We start from the raw sequence: 19688 nt of genomic DNA on the forward strand, positions 1-19688 counted from the left end.
ATCTATAGTCTTGTGTTTATTTTTTTATATTATTTATAATAAATAAACTCTATGATGGAAAAACTATTATTATTTAACATGTAAAGGAGTATTTAAAATGAATGAATCGTATTGGGTTTTAAATTCAAGTCCCAAAGAATATAAAAAATTAGGTGAGAATATAAAAGTAGAATGTCTAGTAGTAGGAGGAGGAATAACTGGATTAACAACTGCATATCTATTAGCAAAAGAAGGTAAAAAAGTAGCGCTTGTTGAAGCTGATAAAATAGGATATGGAACTTCAGGAAGAAATACTGGTAAAGTAACTTGTCAACATGATATAGTATATTCTAAAATAGAGAAAAAATATGGATTAGATAAAGCTAAATCATATTATAATGCAAATAATGAAGCTTTAAAATTGATTGAGAAAATAATCAGTGAAAATAATATAAAATGTGATTTCCAAAGGATTCCATCTTTTGTTTTTACAGAGAAGGAAGAAGCTATAAAGGATATTAAAGATGAATATCGTACATGTAAAAAAATAGATATAGATTGCGAATATCATGAAACTATAAATGATATTCCATTAGATGTAAAAGGAGCTATTCGTTTTTCTAATCAAGGTCAATTTAATCCAAAGCAATATGTTGATGGTCTGGCAGAAGTAGCAGTAAATTTAGGTCTAAAAATATATGAAAATACGCCAATAGTAGACCTAGAAAAAGGAGCTATATGTAGAGTTAAGACTAGAGATAATAATATAATAGAAGCTGAAAATGTTATAATTTCATCTCATAGTCCATGGTATGATGGATTGAATTTTTATTTTGCAAAGGAATATGCAGAACGTGCTTATTTAATGGTTGCAGTCCTACAAAATGAATTGCCAGAGGGTATATTTATAAGTATAGATGACCCAGCAATAACTTTTAGACAATGTAATGATGAAAGTAACAGCTTATTAATCTTTGGAGGAGGAGACCACAAAGTTGGTCAAGGTGGAACTGAAGAAGAAATATTTGATGATTTAGAGCGTTATGGTAAAGAAGTATTTAAGGTGGAAGATTTTAAATATAAATGGTCTGCTCAAGACAATATGAGTTTTGATAATGTTCCTTATATAGGTTATATCAATAAAAGAGAGAATAATATTTATGTAGCTACAGGATTTTCTAAATGGGGAATGACTAATGGAACTGCTGCAGGAATAATAATAAAGGATTTAATAATAAATAAAACTTCTGACTATAAAGATACTTTCAATCCTTCAAGATTAGGTAGTTATTTTTCAAAGGACTTTATAAAGGAAAATGCAAATGTAGCAATGAATTATGTCACTGGAAAGTTAAAAATAGGTAGTGGAGATATGCCTAAAAGTAGTGGTGAAGGAAAGATTGTTAACATTGATGGAAAAAGATATGGTGTTTACAAAGATGATAGAGGAGATTTTTATATTGTAGATACCACATGTACTCATTTAGGATGTGAACTTAATTTTAATAGTGAAGAAAAAACATGGGATTGTCCATGTCATGGTTCAAGATTTGACTATAAGGGAAATATACTTGAAGGTCCAGCACTTAAGCCATTAAAACTTTATGGTCATGGCGATAATGATGTTAATCCTAAGTTATTATAGAATATAGAATGTTTTGGAAAGGTAAATTATTTATGAATAAACTTTTAAAGCCAATAACCATTTTACTTTATATAGTATATGTTTTATGTGCCATATTTTTTGCTACAAATAGAGCTTTTGGAAGTGTAGGTTTAGTAGCAATCAGCTTAATTGGTACTTTTATACTGAGTATTTTAAATAGGCAAAATAAAAGACTTTTGAGCAATGAATTATATATTGTACTTGCATTATTTATAATGTTTGCATCATTATTAGGGACTTGTTTTAATTTTTATGACATAAATTATTATGATGATTTTTTACATCTATGGTCGGGTATAATATCATGTATTGTAGCATTTTCTACAATTAAATATTTTTATATACAGAAAGATGTAAGTAAGATGAGTAAAATATTTTTAGTTATATTTGTATTTATGTTTAGTATGGGAGTGGCTAGTTTGTGGGAAATAGGTGAATTTCTAATGGATACTTTTATTGGGACTACTACACAAGCTGGGGGACTAGAAGATACTATGATTGATATGGTAGATGCTTTAATAGGTACAATTATAACTATTCCTTTTATAATAAAAAAATCAAATGCATAGTTTAAAATTGATTGCAATGGATTTAATTAGTCATATGAAGTTTTAAGAACTTATGTGATAAATTAAATCCATTCTTTATTGTATGTAAAGTTTACGTTTCACATTTTTTATAAATTTTACTCCATAAATAGAAAGTATTTTATCCTATTTTACTAGCCATAATTTACAACATCTAGTATTGTCACACTTGTGTTAGTATACTGTTGTTATTTGATAAAATATATTATAAATTGTATCTTTAATAGTATTAAGAAGTAAAAAATTTAAAAAAGATAATATATTATAAAAACATGATATAATTACTATGAAATAAAGGCTATATTTTTGGCTGATAAAAGGGTTTTATAAAAGTTTTATGGTTACAGATGTTGATGAATTTTTGACAAGTAATTAAAAATAAATTATATAAATATAATTTTTATATTTGTAAGTAATTAAAAATTAAGGAATTGTTAAAAATAGTAATATTTTATGTGATAATATAAAGAGTAGATAAAGTATTAGGAGGAACATTGAGTGTTAAAAAAGTGGTTTGGTATTATGAAAAAGAGACAAAAAGTTGAGGAAGCAAAAGAAGAAGGTGAAATAATATTAAAAAATGAAAAAATTTTATATGAAGAAAATTTAATTGATAACGAAAAAAAAGTATTATACTGTAAAGAGGAAGTTGTAAGTAAAGAAAATGAGTCTTTAAACCAAGAAGAACATTTGTCTGATAAAGAAGATGAAGTGTTAAGCAAAGAAGTAGTATATGATAATAAAAACAAAGTCTTATCTAAAGAAGAATTAATAATAAATAATGACAAAGAAGAATTAATAGTTAATGATGATGATATAACTTTAAATAAAGTAGAAATAGAAACTGATGATACGGAAATAGCAGAGAAAAGTATAAATAGCGAAGAAATACTAATTAATAAAAATACCACAGAATTAGATAAAAAAGAAGTGTTTATTACTGAGGAATTTATCAAATTAAATAAAAAAGAAATACTGCTTGAAAGTAAAAAAACAGATTCTAAAGAACTTGAAGAAATTGACCAAAGTGAAAATAATATTCTAGTAACAGACACTATTGAAGTTGAAGAAAAACAAGTAAGTGATACAAATGAATACTTGACAGAAGAAGATTTAAATTACATAAAAGAAATAAAAATAAGACGAGGAAGAAGTATAAAAGCAATAAACCTATATACTAAAGAAGAGAAGATTTTTGATACTCACATTCAATGTAGTAAAAATCTTAAGGTACCACTTGGCTACATAAGAGAAAATTTAAAATATGGATATATGGATTACTTTGGAGAAGCTATAAATTATTTAAGTAAAGTGTTAAAGGTAGAAGAATACTGTAAAAATGAATGGAGCTATCTAGAAAATAGTAAATCTCCATCTGAGATATTTAATATTCTTAATGACAAAATATTTAGTACAAGACTTTCTGATAAAAAGAGAAATGAAATTTTAACTAATGATAAGATTGAAACAATAAAAATGAATTATAAGTTTGAATGTATTGATGAAGAATACGATGAATATTTTAAAAAATATAAGTCTATAATCAAAAGAGGTGGAAAGAAAAAGATTGAATTAGTAAATAAAAAAGGCGAAGTATTAGAGATATTTAAGTCGTTAGAAGAATGTTCTATTTATTTGCAAAAAGAAAAAAATGAAGTTATACAAATGTTAAAGTATGGAGATACAAAAATAGGAAGAAATTTCATAAGATATAGTTTAAGAAATATTTAATTTCATTTTAAATTCATGAGAGTTTCATTTCTGATTCACACATTTAATATTATTTTAATGTAAAATAATAAAAGTGAAGTATTGTACAATTAAAATTAAGGAGGATATTAATGTCTGAAGAAAAAAATTCAAAAGAGAATACATTGAATGAAATTAAAAATTCAGAAAATGTAAGTTCTAAACAAGATGATGTGTCAGGTGAAACAAATACTGACAACAAAGTCAAGAAAAGAGAAATAAAATTAAGTAGTAAAAAACTTAAAGCAGTTATAGCAATTGTTGCAGTAGGGGCAATTTGCTTGGGTGGAGGCTATGTCTCTGGAAAAGAAGCTGGAAGAAAATTACCAGCTACTTCAAAGCGTTATAATAGTAATGAAGTAGTAGCTACTATTGGGGATAAAAAAATTACAGGGGAAATGTTAAGAAAAAGAATGGAGCCATTATTTTATTTAAATGCAAAAAATACTATGAGTGATGATGAAATACGTTCGTATGAATCAAATATGATTGAGACTATGATTACATCAGATATATTATCCTCAGAAGCAGCAAAAGAAAAGATAAGCATAACTGATGACGAATTAAATGCTCAATATGATAATCTAATGTCTAGTATAGAATCTGCAATGGGAATGACAAAAGAAGAATTTCTAAAGCAATTTGACTTGACTGAGAAATATATAAAAGACGATATGAAAAAAGAACTAATAGCATCCAAATACTTAAATGAAGCATCAAAGGTAACAGATAAAGATGCACAAAGTTATTATGATAAAAACAAGAGCAATTATTTACAAGTTAGAGCTTCACATATTTTAATAAAAACTGTTGATGATAAAGGTAAACAGGTCAGTGATAGTAAAAAAGCTGAACTTAAAAAACAAGCAGAAGAAATACTTAAAAAAGCAGAAGCTGGAGAAGATTTTGCTACTCTAGCTAAAAAGTATTCTGAAGATAGTAGTGCAGAATCAGGTGGAGATTTAGGATTCTTTGGGAAAGGTCAAATGGTAGAATCTTTTGAAAAAGCTGCATTTGCTTTGAAAAAAGGAGAAATATCTAGTAAGCTTGTAGAAAGTGATTATGGATACCATATAATTAAGAAAATAGATGAAAAATATCAACCATTTGAAGAAGTAAAATCAGATTTAGTAAGTACTTTAACATCAGAAAAGCAAAACTTACTTATAAATGATTTAAAGGAAAAATACAACGTAAAACTTACAGATAAATATCAAATGAAAGCAAAGCAATAGAATAAGTCAATTTATTAAAAAGAAGAAAATATTAATATATATATCTAAAAGCTGTTTTTGTTCTTAAATAGAGAACTTAAACAGCTTTTATTATTTTTCCATAAAATTAAATCGCTCAAAAATGAAATTATAAAAAAATAACATGCATAAATTAACGATGAAAACGTATTTTGAATTTAAATTATTTGATTGAAAATCTATATAAAATATAAAAAAAATAAATAAAAAAATTTAAAAGCTAAAAAAATACTATTCAAATATATATACTAAAGTTATTCTTTAAAAATACTTAAAAAATAATATTTTTCATAATTTTAAAAATAATAATAAAAAAATGAAAATATTAACAATAATCTATTGAGTAATATAAAAAAAGATGCTATTATAAGTATGTGTTAAAATGATTAAGCTAATCTTATGTACTGAATTTAACTATAAAAATAATAAGGGGGCGTTTTTTTATGTCAAATACTGAAAGCGTATCTAAAAAAGCTAGTCATCCGAAGAGTTTTTGGCTTGTTTGTATGACAATTTTATGGGAAAGATTTAGTTATTATGGATTAACAGCTTTGTTGGTATTATTTTTTACAGCGAGTGTAGCTCAAGGTGGTCTAGGACTTTCTACTCAAGAAGCAACTTCAATGTTTGGTTTGTTTACAGGTCTTATATATCTTACACCATTAATTGGTGGTTGGTTGGCAGATAAAGTTTTAGGTCAACAAAAATGTATATCTATAGGTGCACTTTTAATAGCAATAGGTGACTTTGTTTTGTTTGCATCGTCTACATCTATTAGTATGGTTTGGGTAGGCCTATCAATAATCATTTTAGGAAATGGTTTTTTTAAATCAAGTTGTTCCAATATAGTTGGTGATATATATCCTAAAACCGAGGTATCAAGAAAAGACGCAGCATATAGTTTATTCTATATGGCAGTAAATGTAGGTGCATTCATAGCTCCAATCATATGTGGATTGCTTTCTGATAATGTATTTGCAGTAAGAGGAGTAAACGGAGATATAGTGTCTTATGGATATAAGATGGCATTCTTAGTTTGTGGTATAGGTATGATGCTTGGTATGATTATATTTACACTTCTTGCGCCAAAGCTACTAAAAGAAGTTGGAAAACATCCAGTTACTAAGGGAAATAAAGGTGAAAAAATTGAGTATGGGCCACTTACTAAATTAGAGAAAAATAGAATAGTAGCAATGGTTGTGTTATTCTTATTTGTAGTTTTATTTTGGACAGCATACTATCAAACACAAAGTTCATTTATGATTTATGTAAGAGATAATGTAAATAGAACTCTATTTGGATTTGAAATGCCAGTGGCATGGCTTACATCATTAAATGCTATATTATGTGTAGCGTTATGCCCTGTATTAGCTACTTTGTGGGTTAAATTATCTAATACTAAAAGAGGCGATTTTTCTATTCCAGTTAAAATGGGATTAGGAATGATAATAATGGGTCTTGGTTTTATAGTTATGGTATTTGCCACATTAGCCAATGGTTCAGATGGAACAATAAAGGCTAGCATACTTTTTATAGTAGTAACCTATATATTTACAACTGTAGGGGAGTTATTTTTGTCTCCTATAGGTCTTGCAATGTTTAATAAGTTAGCTCCAGCTAAATATGCTACATTGTCTATGGGTGCATGGTATCTGACAAGTTTTTTTGCTAGTTTGTTATCAGGAAAAATTGCTGGATTTACAGCTACATTAGGTTTTTTACAAATCTTTGGAGGAATAGCAGGAGTCTTAATAATCTTTGGTTTAATATTACTTGGATTAAGAAATATGTTGACAAAATTAATGGCAATGGATTTGTTAACAGAAACAAAATAATCCATACTTAATTAGTGAAAATAAAGGAAATTACATTTGAATATAAAATCAAACGTAATTTCCTCTTTAATTATGAAAAAAAAGCTTTACACAGATAGATATTGTAATTAAAATTATAATTGTGATAATTAGAGTGTATAAGATTTATATAGATTATATAAAAGGAAAATTTATGTAATGAACTTTACATACTTATATATTTAGTTATTCAAACTATTATTTTGAGGAGGTCTTGTTGTGAATATAAAAGACAGAGTAAATGAATTAAGAAGACTTATGGAAGAAAAAAATATTGATGCTTATATGATTCCGTCTTCTGACAATCATCAAAGTGAATATGTAGGAGATTACTTCAAATCAAGAGAGTTTATATCAGGATTTAATGGTTCAGCTGGAACAGTTATTGTGACTAAAGATGAAGCTGGATTATGGACAGATGGAAGATACTTTATACAAGCAGAATCTCAATTAGAAGGAAGTACAATAAAATTATTTAAAATGGGACAAGAAGGTTGCCCAACTACTGATGAATATTTATATACAAATATTCCAGAAGGTGGAACTTTAGGTTTTGATGGTAAAGTTATATGTGCTAAAGAAGGAGCTACATTAGCTGAAAAATTATCTAAAAAAGGTATAAAAGTAGAATACCAATATGATTTAATAGATAGCATATGGCCAGATAGACCAGCTTTATCAGATAGTAAAGCATTTTTATTAGATGTTAAATACTGTGGAGAAAGTTTTAGTTCAAAGTTAGCTAGATTGAGAGAAAAAATGAGTGAAAAAGGTACTTCTACTCATGTAATAACTACTCTTGATGATATAGCATGGTTATTTAACATAAGAGGTGGAGATGTTAAATACAATCCAGTCGTACTTTCTTATGCAGTGATAACTTTAAAAGAAGTTTATTTATTTGTTGATGAAAGTAAATTAAATGAAGAGATATTAAATGAATTGGCTAAAGAAAATGTACAAATAAGACCATATAATGATGTATATGATTTTGTAAAACATATAGATAAAGATGAAAAAGTTTTAGTTGATGGAACTAAGATTAACTATGCAATTTACAATAATATACCTTGTGGAGTTGAAAAAGTTGATGAGTTTAATCCAGTAATGTTCTTTAAGGCTCAAAAAAATGAGGTAGAATTAGAGAATATAAGAAATTCACATGTTAAAGATGGTGTAGCTTTCACTAAATTTATGTACTGGTTAAAGAATAATGTAGGTAAGATGGAAATAACTGAAATAAGTGCTACTGAAAAATTAGAGGGACTAAGAAGAGAACAAGAAGGATTCTTTGAACCAAGTTTCAATACAATTGCTGCATATAAAGAGCATGCTGCTATGATGCACTATAGTGCAACTCCAGAATCAAACTATAAGTTAGAAGCTGAAGGACTATTCTTAGTAGATTCAGGTGGACAATATTATGATGGAACTACTGATATAACTAGAACTACAGTATTAGGACCTATAAGTGATGAATTAAAATTACATTTCACTTCTGTAGCAAGAGGTATGATAAATCTTTCTAAGGTTAAATTCTTACATGGTTGTAGAGGGTACAACCTAGATATATTATCTAGAAGCTGTATGTGGAATATGGGAATAGATTATCAATGTGGAACTGGACATGGTATAGGATTTGTATTAAATGTTCATGAAGCTCCAAATGGATTTAGATGGAGAGTAGTTCCTGAAAGATTTGATAGTGCAGTTCTTGAAGAAGGTATGGTAACTACTAATGAACCAGGTATATATATAGAAGGTTCTCATGGTATAAGAACAGAAAATGAAATAGTAGTTAGAAAAGCTGAAAAGAATTTTTATGGTCAATTTATGGAGTTTGAAGTTGTTACATTAGCTCCTATTGATTTAGATGGTATAGTTCCAGAATTAATGAATCAAGATGAAAAAGATTATTTAAACTGGTATCATAAATTAGTTTATGATAAAATATCTCCTTTCCTAACTGGTGAAGAAAGAGAATGGTTAAAAGTTTATACTAGAGCTATATAGTTTTGTAATTGAATACTATAAATAAATCGAGGCATTTTAATGCCTCGATTTTTGATATCTTATCTATTAAACTTAAACATAGTTTTTACTTTGATAATTCTACAAGTTTTTTATTCATTATAAGTAATATAATTCCAAATAGCAATAAGAATGAAGGGATTACTATAAATACTTGTAACATACCAAGGTGGTCTATAATAGCCTGTGTATAACCAGACAATTTATTTGCTGCAAATTTACCTAAGAACCAAACACCCATTAGGAATGAAATATATTTTTCTGGTGAAAGTTTATTTACCATGCCATATCCAACTGGAGAAAAACAAATCTCTCCTATACTTTGGAATGTTAAAAATCCAATTACCCAAAATACACTTGCTTTCTGAAATGAATTAGGGTCAGTTCCTGTTTGTATAACTGCGACTATCATAAATAAAAATGCCACAGCTAATAGTATAAATCCTAGACTCATTTTTGAAGGTACACTTAAATCACCTTTTTTAGTCTGAGATAATTTTACCCAGATTAAAGCAGATATAGGACCAAGGATGACGCATAGAAGACCATTATATGAATCTATCCATGAGGTTGGTATTTGAAAATTACCAACAGTCAGATTTATGTGTTCTTTTGTATACAAAGCTATAGACATAGAAGCCTGGTTATATGCTATCCAAAAGAATACTGTAAAAAAAGCTAATATTAATATTACTATTATTCTTTTTTTCTCAACTGAAGTTAATGGTTTTGAAGCAAGTAATTTCTTATATTCTAATGATTTCTTTATAGTTTCTTTTTGACTACTAAATTCATTACTTGAAGATTTATAAAATTTTTTGTGACCAAATATAAAGAATAACAAACCTATTAAAACAGTAATTGAAGCAAATAAAAATACATATCTGTAACCATACATATTTATAGAAGTACCATTTTTCATAGCAAACCATTCATTAGCGACCAAACCACAGATTAAAGGGCCAAATAATGTTCCCAGATTAGTAGACATATATGTAATAGAAAAAGCCCCATCTTTTCTTGGGTCATCATTAGTATATAAGTTTCCAACTAAGGTATGTAAGTTTCCCTTATAAAAACCTATTCCTAATCCAGACAAGAATATCATGACGTTTACATCCATTTTGCTATTTGCCAGATATCCTAAAAAGTAGCCAATTGAAACCATTATCATTCCAAGCATAATACAATTTTTTGGACCTAAAAATCTATCACTAACCCATCCACCAATAACAGGAGAAAAATAAGTCCATGCTAAGAAAGATGCAAGCATTGATGCAGATTCTGCTGGTGTTAACCCTAAACCACCTTTAGATACTTGTTCAGCCAAAAATAATAAGAGTACTAATTTCATACCATAGTATGCAAGTCCTACAAATGTAAATATTGAACAACAAAAATATAAATCCTTAGGCTGTTTAAGTTTTTCTTGAGTTTTTAAAACTGACATATGTCGAGAACCTCCAGACCAATAATTTAACAAAATTTTTCCATACTATATGAGTATATGTTTTTTTTATAAAGACGTCAACTTATGGCATAAAAAAATAAAGCCTTAATAATATGTAAAAATAGCATTATTTTATAGATTCAGTAATATTTTTTTATAAGAATATATGTTATTATTATATTAAAATACAACATATTATGGAAAGGATATGCCAATTTAGTAGTTAGATTGATTGTTTGGCAGGTGGGATGAGCTATGATAAGAAAGAAATCTGAATTACAAGTAGAAGTAAAAGAAAATTTAACTGGTGGTGTTGGAAAAGTTACGCTTGAAAACATATTACAAATTGATGAGCTTAAAGGAAAAGGAAGATTATTTAAAAGGATAACTTTACCAGTAGGAAGTTCAATTGGTGTGCATGACCATACAACTGATTTTGAGGTATATTATATATTAAAGGGGAAAGGTAAAGTTTTTGATAATGGGGAATTTGTAGAAGTAAATGAAGGTGATGTAATATATACTGCTGATGGTGAAGAACATTCTATAGAGAATATAGGGGAAGAAGAACTTGAATTTGTAGCAGTAGTTTTATATGTGTAAAATATGGAGGAGGAGTTATGACAAGCAAGATAGAAGAAATTAAAGACAAGATAAATAGATTTTGCAACTCCAATTTAAATCAAGAATATAAAGATATAAGTTTTAAAATCTTGCAAGACCTTTTAGATAATAATAAAGAGATAATTCATTCTTCTAGAGCTGATATATGGTCTTCAGCTATATTAAACATAGTTTTGGAGCAAAATCTCTTATATAATAAGAAGCATCCATTACATATAACCAAAAAGGAATTTTCAAAACAAATAGGTGTTTCTTTAAACACTATAAACAATAAATCATCATTGATAAAGGAAGTCTGTAATATTGACTTTTTAAATCAAGATACTATTGCTATCTCTAATATTGAGTTTTGGGTAAGAGAGAGTAATTCTAAATCCAAAGCCATAGATTTAGAGTTAGAAAAGAAAAAAATACTTTATAAAAGATATATTAAACTATCACAAGAAGCTAAAAACCATATTGAGTCAATTAGGTATATGGAAGAAGCTGTAAATATTGGGAAAAGCATGATTACTAAAGAAGATAGACAACTTGGATTTTGGAAAGGTATATCTACTAGAGCTTATATGGTAGCACTTGAGTCTCTTGCTAGGAAGTTAGAGAGTATTGATAATTTAAAAGAAGCTAGAAAGGTATTAGAGTATTTAATAGAAATCAATCCTGATGATGAACAAGGAATAAGGTATAAATTGTTCAATGTATTAATTAGGTTAAATGATAGAACAGCAATAAATAATTTATTTGAAATGTATAAAGAAGAAAAGTCTGCTACATGGATGTATAGCAAAGCTCTTTATTATTTTAAAAATAAAAATATGTTTTTAGCAAGTGATGCTATTAAAAGTGCTAAAAATAAAAACAAATATATTGGATTATATTTAATAGATTGGCGAAATGCCTTTGGTAGAGAGTTTGTTACAGCAGAAGAAAAGGGAGAAGCTGTCTATTACTATGATGAAAATATAGTACTGTGGAATGAAGTTAAAGGTTCTATGGATTGGTTATTGAAAAAAATGTTGGAATTTTCATAAAAAGAACTACTCCTTATTACTGATAAAAAAATAAGGAGTAGTTTTTTTATTTATACATCTAATTTTAAATCGCCTGGTTTTATCATACCTTTTTTTCTCATAAATTCTGATATTATTAGAGTTATAATAGCAGGAAGTACAAAGTTAAGTAAAAGTATACCAACCCACATCGTTATGCCACCTTTTCCAGCACTTTGCATGGCAGTTACTGTTCCAAATTGTCCAACTAATCCACAAGTTCCCATACCAGAGCCAATAGGTATATTTTCCATTTTAAATATTGTTGTAGATAATGGGCCAAGTATTATTGAAGCTATTGTAGGTGGTATCCAAATTTTCCAGTTTTTTATTATATTGGGTACTTGGAGCATGGATGTACCAAGTCCTTGAGCTACAAGACCTCCTACTCCATTTTCTCTAAAACTCATAACAGCAAAACCTATCATTTGGCAACAACAACCGACAGTTGCTGCTCCACCAGCAAGCCCTCCCAAACTTAACATCATACAAATAGCTGCACTACTTATGGGTAGTGTAAGAGCTATTCCGACAAGTGCAGAGACAATAGCTCCCATTATTATAGGTTGCATAGTTGTTGCTTGCATTATTATGTTTCCAAATGAAGTCATAAATGCAGAAACTGCTGGTCCAATAAGTTCTGCCACAAGTACTCCTATTAGTATTGTTACAGCAGGTGTAACTAATATGTCTACCTTTGTTTCTTTTGAAACTAATTTTCCAATTTCTACTGCAAAAAGTGTAGCGACAAATGCACCAACAGGTCCTCCTAATTCATTACCACAAGCACCAACAAGTGCACAAGAAAATAGTACAAGGGGAGGAGCTTGAAGTCCATATGCAATAGCTACTGCAATAGCTGGACCTGTAACTTGCTTAGCAAGTGGGCTTATAACTTCAGTAAAAAGAGATATGTTAAAGTTATCTCCTAATGTGTTAAAAATTGTTCCAATTAAAAGGGAAGAAAAAAGGCCGAGTGCCATATAACTTAATGCGTCAATAAGATACCTTTGAACAGAAATTTCAATATTTTTACTTTTAGCAAATGATTTAAAATTTCTTTTTTTGCAATTGATTTCCAATTTAAAATCCTCCTCATATAATACAAATATAATTTCTTTTTAATTAATTATATAACTTTTCAGCTGACAAGACAAATGTTATTTCACTAATTTAAAAGTATTTTAATAGCAATAAAATAACAGTAAATTTAGTTTTAAATTTTAAATTTATGGTTTATAATTAGTATAGGGGTATTCTGAAATATAATAATTTTCCAGTTTATCCCAATATTTAACTTAGGTAGATTGCTTATAAAACAAATGATCATATACTAGGCTAAAAGGAAGTGGATAGATGAGATTTGTAGAAAATAAGAAATACAGAAAAATTGCCATAATTATATCTATTCCTATATTGCTTGTTGCGCAGTACTACCTTTTTAAATTTGGAATATTTAGACCAATGGTAAAAGGAGTAGAAATTGAAATTGTAGATGGGGAATATGTTAAAGATATAGATAAATATGTAGTAAAATTAAACGAAACAGTTACCTTGTCTACTGGTGAATATATTAAAGTTCCTTCATATGCTAAAGATCCAAATATTTGGTTTAATGTTTTAGATAATTCAGGGACTCTAAAAATAGAAGGAAATAAGATGACAGCATTAAAGGTTGGGTATTCTTCTGTTGGTATTATGAAAAATTCGAGAGTACTAAAAAAAGCTACTATAAAAGTAGTAGACCCAGAAGTAGAATCTTTAGATATGGAAATTAATGGAGAGTTAAAACATGTTGGTGATAGTGCCACTATAGAGAGTACAATAGAGGTTGACTATGAGAAGTTTAAAAAATCATATAAACCAATTTACAAAAGTAGCAACGAAGATGTTTTAAAAATTAAAGGAAACAAAGTAAGTGCAGTTGGAGTTGGAAAAGCTGTAATATATGCTAAGTGTGGAAACAAAGAAGTTGAGAGAACTTTTAGAATCCAAGCTAAAGTTGCTGAGATAAATATGAATAATATAAAAATAGAAGTTGACCAAAATGAGAAACTAAAACCAGATATAATAACTTCTCCACCAGGCTTAGAACCACCAAAAATACACTATGAGTTGGCTGATTCAAAATTACCTGTAGAAAGAGCTATAAGTCTAAGTAGTGATGGAAGTGTAGTAGGTCTTAGAGAAGGTAAAGAAAGAGTAAGGATAACTTGTGGAGATAAGTCTAAGATAATAACTGTAACAGTAGTCAAAGAAACTATAACTAATGACTATATACAAAATTTAGTAGGTTCACATAAAATAGTAAATAACAAAGTTATTATTAAACTTGAATGGGATTATATGAAAGATGTTTTTGACTATGATATATATCTTAAAGACAAATTATCAGGAGAATCATTTAAGAAAATTAAATCTATAACTATAAATGAGCGTGATTTAGGTAAATCCCAAAAGATATATGCTACTATAGAAATTGATGTAAAAGATAGTCAGAGTATAGATTATGATATTTATGTTCTAGGTAAGAAAGACTCAGATACAACTAAGCCAAGTAATGTAATAAACATTACTAATGTGAATGGTAATGGCAACTCAGATAATAATGATAGCATACAAAACATGAAGGTTGAAAATATATCAGCTAATGTTGACAGAGATAACAATGTTATTAGAGTTAACTGGAGTAGTGTATCTCATAAAGAATGTACCTATAGTATATATGTAAAAAATAATACTAATGGAGATGGTGAGTTTACTTTGTATCAAAGTGACATACAAGGGAATGAACATACTATAAGTATTCCTGAAGGAGATTTAAATTTAGATATCTATGTAGTTGCAAATTACAATGGACAAAATTCTAAAAATAGTGATGTTATAAATGTAAGATAAATTTATGATTTATTGAGAAATTAAATCATTATAAGAAGAGGATAGTATAGGGGTAATCATACTATCCTTTTTATTTTATTGAAATATACTGGTATTAAATTTTTAGTGTAAAAATATTTATTGCTAGTTAATATCATCTACAATTGAATCTAATGCTGCCTGTGTTGCATGTATTAGAGTTGTATCAAATAGTGGAACAGAAGTATCATTTTGCTGAATTAGAAGACCTATTTCTGTACATCCTAAGATAACGCCTTCTGCTCCTTGGTTAACAAATTTATCTATAATAGATAAAAAAGATTTTTTAGAGGATTTAGATACAATTCCTAAGCAAAGCTCATTGAATATAATGTTATTTACTATTGAACGTTCTTCTTCATTTGGTATTAAAACCTCAATTCCACTATTTATAATTATATTTTTATAAAAATCTTGCTCCATTGTATACTTAGTACCCAATAAAGCTACCTTTTTGATTTTCTTTTCTTTTAACTCATCAGCAGTCACATTTGCGATGTGTAAAAGTGGAATAGATATATTTTGTTGAATTTTATGTGCAACTTTATGCATAGTATTAGTACATATAACAATAAAGTTTGCTCCTGCGTCTTGTAAATTAATTGCAGCATCAGATAAGATTTTGGCACTTTTTTCCCAATTTCCGCTAGATTGACATTCTTCAATTTCTTGAAAATCTACACTATAAAGTATACATTTAGAAGAATGTAATCCTCCTAATTTTTCCTTGATTACTGTATTTATAACTTGATAATATGTAATGGTGCTCTCCCAACTCATTCCCCCGATTAAGCCTATAGTCTTCATATTCATCACCTTTTCATTCTATTTATTTTGTAATAGCTATTTACAAATACAAGTATAGCATCTAAAATATAAGCATACAATGATAAAATTGTATGGAGGACAATTATCTTTAAAAGGAGTAATTATATGCCAATAAATTCATTTGAAAATTATCCAATGACATGGAAACCACAATTAAACAATCGAAAACCACCAATATATAAAACTTTAGCAATGTTGTTAGAAGAAGACATTGAAAAAGGAAATTTAAATCCTGGAGATAAATTACCTCCACAACGAGAATTAGCAGATTTTCTCGATTTAAATTTAAGTACAATAACACGGGCATTTAAACTTTGTGAAGAAAAAGGATTAATATGTGCAAAAGTAGGAAAAGGGACCTTTATTTCTTCTGATGTAAATGTAAGCAATACATTGCTTTATCAAACAGAATCAAAAGGTATAATTGAACTTGGTACAGTACATCCTCCTTATGAACAAAATACATATATTATCAATTTTATTAAAAATGTATTAAAACAACCAGAAATGGAAAAATTTCTTCAATATATGTCTCCATCAGGTACACACATGCAAAAAAAATCAATTGCAAAATGGTTAGAAAGAAATAATATATATACTAAAGAAGAAAATGTACTTTTATCTACAGGTGGACAAAATGCTATATGCGCTACTTTATTAGGATTATTTAAGGCTGGAGATAGAATTGCAACAGATTCATTGAGTTTTTCTGGAATCAAGTCAATAGCTAAAATGATAGGCATTCAATTAGTTCCAATTCCCCAAGAGAATAATGAAATGTCAATCGAGTCTCTTGAAAATTATTGTAAAAATGAAAACATAAAAGGTATATATATCATTCCAGATTATCATAATCCAACAACACATTCTATGTCTAACTTATCACGTAAGAAAATAGCAGAGATAGCAAAAAAGTATAATATCATAATTATTGAAGATGCTATAAATAGTATTTTTAAACCGGATTTACAAGATCCAGTATTTTCTTTAGCTAGTAATAATACTATATATATTCTTAGTACATCTAAATTTATCTGTGCTGGGCTTAGAGTAGCGTTTGTAGTTGCTCCAAAACGTTATATAGGAAGTCTAGAAAATGCATTATATAATATGAATTTGATGGTTTCCCTATTTAATGCAGAAATAGTACATCGTTTACTGCATTCTCCTATTATAAATAAGATTATTGAAGAAAGAAAAGATGAAATTATAAAAAGAAATGAAGCTACTAATAAGATTTTATCTGATTATAATTTAATTGGTGATAAAAATTGTAGTTTTCGTTGGTTGATTCTTCCAGATGAATGGGATGGAAAATCATTTGAGATATATGCAAAAAATTTAGGTGTTCAGGTATATTGTGCTGAACGTTTTTCAGTTGGTAATTCTATTGTGCCAAAAGCTGTTCGTATTTGTGTAACAGCTCCAAAAGATGTAGAAGAATTAGAGAAAGGGTTGAATACAATAAAGTCACTTCTTAAAAATCAGAGAGATTTTCCTATAATTTAATTAAATAAATAAAAATGCGGAGAAATTTATTATAATAAACCTCCGCTTTTATTATTTGATGAAATACTTTACTTTCTATTAAAATTTTAACTTTAATCATCTTGAAAATATAATCATTTTATGGTAAAATAATTCTTAAAAATAGAAATAATTAATCATTTGTTAAAAAAAATGCATAATAAATTGTAATTTATTGACGATAGTGGGAAAATATTCATAAATGTATAAAATAACAGAAAAAATGCAAAAATAAAATCAATTTCATATGTTATAAAATCTATATGGCAAAATTAAATTTGCCTATCAGAATGATATAAACACACCAGAAAGGAGGATGCTATCAATAATGGAAATTAATTAATTTTGGTAGCTAAAAATTATGAATGAACAAACTAGAATATCCTTAGAGAGAGCTGCTGAACTAAAATCAAAAATTGATGATTATATTCAGGCTAGGAAAACAATTAACAGAGGTCTTGAAAAAGAAGAAGAGATAAATAAACGAAAACAAAAGATATTAAGCATATTAAATGGAACAGAAGAAGACTGGAATAATTACAAATGGCAATTATCAAATAGAATCACAGATGTAGATACTTTATCAAAGATTATTAATCTAACTAAAAAAGAAAAAGAATATATAGAAGAAGTTGGTACTCAATTTAGATGGGCAATATCTCCATATTATCTGAGTTTGATAGACCCAGATGATATATGTGACCCTATAAAATTACTTTCTATACCAACACATATAGAATTGGAAGATGAACAAGATGATTTAGACCCAATGGGAGAAGAGTATACAAATCCAGCAGGATGTATAACTAGAAGATATCCAGATAGATTAATAATAAATGTAACAAATGAATGTGCTATGTATTGTAGACATTGCCAAAGAAGAAGAAATATTGGTCAACAAGATTCTCATAAGTCAAAAGCTGTTATACAAGAATCTATAGATTATATTAGAGAAAATGAAGAAATAAGAGATGTATTAGTAACTGGTGGAGATACTCTTACATTAAAAGATGATTATTTAGAATGGATTCTTAGCCAACTTAAAGAAATACCACATGTTGATTATGTTAGATTAGGAACTAGAACTCTTGTTACAATGCCACAAAGAGTTACAGATGATTTTTGTAATATGCTAAAAAAATATCATCCTATATATATAAATACACATTTTAATCATCCAATGGAAATAACTAAAGAATCTAAAGAGGCATGTGAAAAATTAGCAAATGCAGGTGTACCATTAGGAAATCAAGCAGTGTTATTAAATGGTATAAATAATGATAAATTTGTAATGAGATGTTTAAATCAAGAATTGCTTAAAATAAGAGTGAAACCTTACTATATATTCCAAAGCAAACATGTAAAAGGAACAAAACATTTCAATACATCAGTAGATGATGGTCTTGAAATAATGGAATATCTAAGAGGATATACATCTGGAATGGCAATACCAACATATATAGTTAATGCTCCAAAAGGAGGTGGTAAGACTCCATTACTTCCACAATATCTTGTATCAAAAGGAACAGATTATGTGATGCTTAGAACATGGGAAGGAAAAGTTATAAAAATGGAAGATGAACCAGCTGTAGATATAAAGAAACTTATAAAAGAGCAAGCGCAGGATTAATAAAATATTTAAATATACAAAAAGAAACAACTTTAAAATAAAAATAAAATGGATGCTAAATTTATATCAATTTGCATCCATTTTTATATTAGTTATTTATTTTATTTATTATTTTGTTGTTGATTAACCAATTCAAGGTATCCACTTGGATGGAAGTAATATATCTCAGAAGTATTTTCATTTACAAAGTAACCAATGTCACCATCTGCATCTGGTAAAAATACATATCCATTAAGATTTTTAGCTTTTAATGCTTCAAAATCGCTAGCATTTCCTTGATATATGTAATCAACTTTATTGTTGTATTTTACTAAAAGTTCTTTAGCTTGTTCTTGAGTCAATTTAGTATCTTGACTTACAGGAATATTCTTTTGAGAATCAGCATAAGAAGATTCATTTACTGGTGCAGTTAATAACAAACAAGATAAAACTAATAAAGATATAAGTGCTTTTTTCATACTAAAACCCTCTTTCGTAATTAATTATATAAGATATTTATTACTTAATAATATTATATGTTTTCTATAATTAAATATTACCATTAAA

General features: G+C 27.7%; 15 protein-coding genes. 11 read left to right on the top strand and 4 right to left on the bottom strand.

The features are described from left to right. Positions 1–97 precede the first annotated feature (97 nt). The 6 genes from KGF45_RS08660 to KGF45_RS08685 all read left to right on the top strand — a co-directional run bounded on the left by KGF45_RS08660 (position 98) and on the right by KGF45_RS08685 (position 9100). Positions 98–1624: an FAD-dependent oxidoreductase gene (locus KGF45_RS08660; protein WP_227842228.1), complete on the top strand. Its 1527-nt coding sequence runs from the start codon at positions 98–100 to the stop codon at positions 1622–1624. 32 nt (positions 1625–1656) lie between these two features. After that, positions 1657–2214 (top strand): hypothetical protein, encoded by a 558-nt coding sequence (locus KGF45_RS08665; protein WP_227828881.1) that lies wholly within the window; start codon positions 1657–1659, stop codon positions 2212–2214. Between the two features lie 516 nt (positions 2215–2730). After that, positions 2731–3963: a hypothetical protein gene (locus KGF45_RS08670; protein ID WP_227842231.1), complete on the top strand. Its 1233-nt coding sequence runs from the start codon at positions 2731–2733 to the stop codon at positions 3961–3963. Between the two features lie 110 nt (positions 3964–4073). After that, complete coding sequence (locus KGF45_RS08675; protein ID WP_227828879.1) at positions 4074–5216, top strand: peptidylprolyl isomerase; 1143 nt, start codon at positions 4074–4076, stop codon at positions 5214–5216. A 461-nt stretch (positions 5217–5677) separates the two neighbouring features. Continuing rightward, positions 5678–7069 carry a peptide MFS transporter gene (locus KGF45_RS08680; RefSeq protein ID WP_227828878.1) on the top strand — a complete coding sequence of 464 codons (1392 nt, stop codon included), beginning with the start codon at positions 5678–5680 and terminating at the stop codon, positions 7067–7069. 237 nt (positions 7070–7306) lie between these two features. Then, on the top strand, positions 7307–9100 hold the full coding sequence (locus KGF45_RS08685; RefSeq protein ID WP_227828877.1) for an aminopeptidase P family protein: 1794 nt from the start codon (positions 7307–7309) through the stop codon (positions 9098–9100). 85 nt (positions 9101–9185) lie between these two features. Here KGF45_RS08685 and KGF45_RS08690 read toward each other — a convergent pair whose 3' ends face one another. Continuing rightward, positions 9186–10568 carry a peptide MFS transporter gene (locus tag KGF45_RS08690; RefSeq protein ID WP_227842232.1) on the bottom strand — a complete coding sequence of 461 codons (1383 nt, stop codon included), beginning with the start codon at positions 10566–10568 and terminating at the stop codon, positions 9186–9188. A 255-nt stretch (positions 10569–10823) separates the two neighbouring features. Here KGF45_RS08690 and KGF45_RS08695 point away from each other — a divergent pair, with 255 nt between their 5' ends. Both KGF45_RS08695 and KGF45_RS08700 read left to right on the top strand, forming a co-directional pair. After that, on the top strand, positions 10824–11171 hold the full coding sequence (locus tag KGF45_RS08695) for a cupin domain-containing protein (RefSeq protein ID WP_227842234.1): 348 nt from the start codon (positions 10824–10826) through the stop codon (positions 11169–11171). A gap of 17 nt (positions 11172–11188) precedes the next feature. Further along, entirely contained in the window at positions 11189–12223 is a 1035-nt protein-coding gene (locus tag KGF45_RS08700) for a DUF6398 domain-containing protein (RefSeq protein WP_227828875.1), read from the top strand. 50 nt (positions 12224–12273) lie between these two features. Here the strand turns inward: KGF45_RS08700 and KGF45_RS08705 are convergent, their stop codons facing one another. Next, positions 12274–13323, bottom strand: a complete 1050-nt coding sequence (locus KGF45_RS08705) for a PTS transporter subunit IIC (RefSeq protein ID WP_227828874.1) — start codon at positions 13321–13323, stop codon at positions 12274–12276. Between the two features lie 274 nt (positions 13324–13597). Here KGF45_RS08705 and KGF45_RS08710 point away from each other — a divergent pair, with 274 nt between their 5' ends. After that, on the top strand, positions 13598–15139 hold the full coding sequence (locus KGF45_RS08710) for a hypothetical protein (protein WP_227828873.1): 1542 nt from the start codon (positions 13598–13600) through the stop codon (positions 15137–15139). 123 nt (positions 15140–15262) lie between these two features. Here the strand turns inward: KGF45_RS08710 and KGF45_RS08715 are convergent, their stop codons facing one another. Continuing rightward, a complete protein-coding gene (locus tag KGF45_RS08715; protein WP_227828872.1) occupies positions 15263–15964 on the bottom strand; it encodes an aspartate/glutamate racemase family protein in 702 nt (233 codons plus the stop codon). 126 nt (positions 15965–16090) lie between these two features. Here KGF45_RS08715 and KGF45_RS08720 point away from each other — a divergent pair, with 126 nt between their 5' ends. Both KGF45_RS08720 and eam read left to right on the top strand, forming a co-directional pair. Next, positions 16091–17494 (top strand): PLP-dependent aminotransferase family protein, encoded by a 1404-nt coding sequence (locus KGF45_RS08720; RefSeq protein ID WP_227842236.1) that lies wholly within the window; start codon positions 16091–16093, stop codon positions 17492–17494. 379 nt (positions 17495–17873) lie between these two features. Next, a complete protein-coding gene (gene eam / locus KGF45_RS08725) occupies positions 17874–19142 on the top strand; it encodes a glutamate 2,3-aminomutase (protein ID WP_227840801.1) in 1269 nt (422 codons plus the stop codon). A gap of 101 nt (positions 19143–19243) precedes the next feature. Here the strand turns inward: eam and KGF45_RS08730 are convergent, their stop codons facing one another. Next, positions 19244–19600, bottom strand: a complete 357-nt coding sequence (locus KGF45_RS08730) for a hypothetical protein (RefSeq protein ID WP_227828869.1) — start codon at positions 19598–19600, stop codon at positions 19244–19246. Positions 19601–19688: the final 88 nt, after the last annotated feature.

Source organism: Clostridioides sp. ZZV14-6154, from assembly GCF_020657785.1.
Classification (GTDB): Bacteria; Bacillota; Clostridia; order Peptostreptococcales; family Peptostreptococcaceae; genus Clostridioides.

Bases quoted from the DNA above. Each gene is read 5' to 3' on its own strand.
- KGF45_RS08720 (WP_227842236.1), top strand. From the start codon at position 16,091: ATGCCAATAAATTCATTTGAAAATTATCCAATGACATGGAAACCACAA.
- KGF45_RS08695 (WP_227842234.1), top strand. From the start codon at position 10,824: ATGATAAGAAAGAAATCTGAATTACAAGTAGAAGTAAAAGAAAATTTA.
- eam (WP_227840801.1), top strand. From the start codon at position 17,874: ATGAATGAACAAACTAGAATATCCTTAGAGAGAGCTGCTGAACTAAAA.
- KGF45_RS08680 (WP_227828878.1), top strand. From the start codon at position 5,678: ATGTCAAATACTGAAAGCGTATCTAAAAAAGCTAGTCATCCGAAGAGT.
- KGF45_RS08700 (WP_227828875.1), top strand. From the start codon at position 11,189: ATGACAAGCAAGATAGAAGAAATTAAAGACAAGATAAATAGATTTTGC.
- KGF45_RS08690 (WP_227842232.1), bottom strand. From the start codon at position 10,568: ATGTCAGTTTTAAAAACTCAAGAAAAACTTAAACAGCCTAAGGATTTA.
- KGF45_RS08675 (WP_227828879.1), top strand. From the start codon at position 4,074: ATGTCTGAAGAAAAAAATTCAAAAGAGAATACATTGAATGAAATTAAA.
- KGF45_RS08730 (WP_227828869.1), bottom strand. From the start codon at position 19,600: ATGAAAAAAGCACTTATATCTTTATTAGTTTTATCTTGTTTGTTATTA.
- KGF45_RS08710 (WP_227828873.1), top strand. From the start codon at position 13,598: ATGAGATTTGTAGAAAATAAGAAATACAGAAAAATTGCCATAATTATA.
- KGF45_RS08660 (WP_227842228.1), top strand. From the start codon at position 98: ATGAATGAATCGTATTGGGTTTTAAATTCAAGTCCCAAAGAATATAAA.
- KGF45_RS08665 (WP_227828881.1), top strand. From the start codon at position 1,657: ATGAATAAACTTTTAAAGCCAATAACCATTTTACTTTATATAGTATAT.
- KGF45_RS08715 (WP_227828872.1), bottom strand. From the start codon at position 15,964: ATGAAGACTATAGGCTTAATCGGGGGAATGAGTTGGGAGAGCACCATT.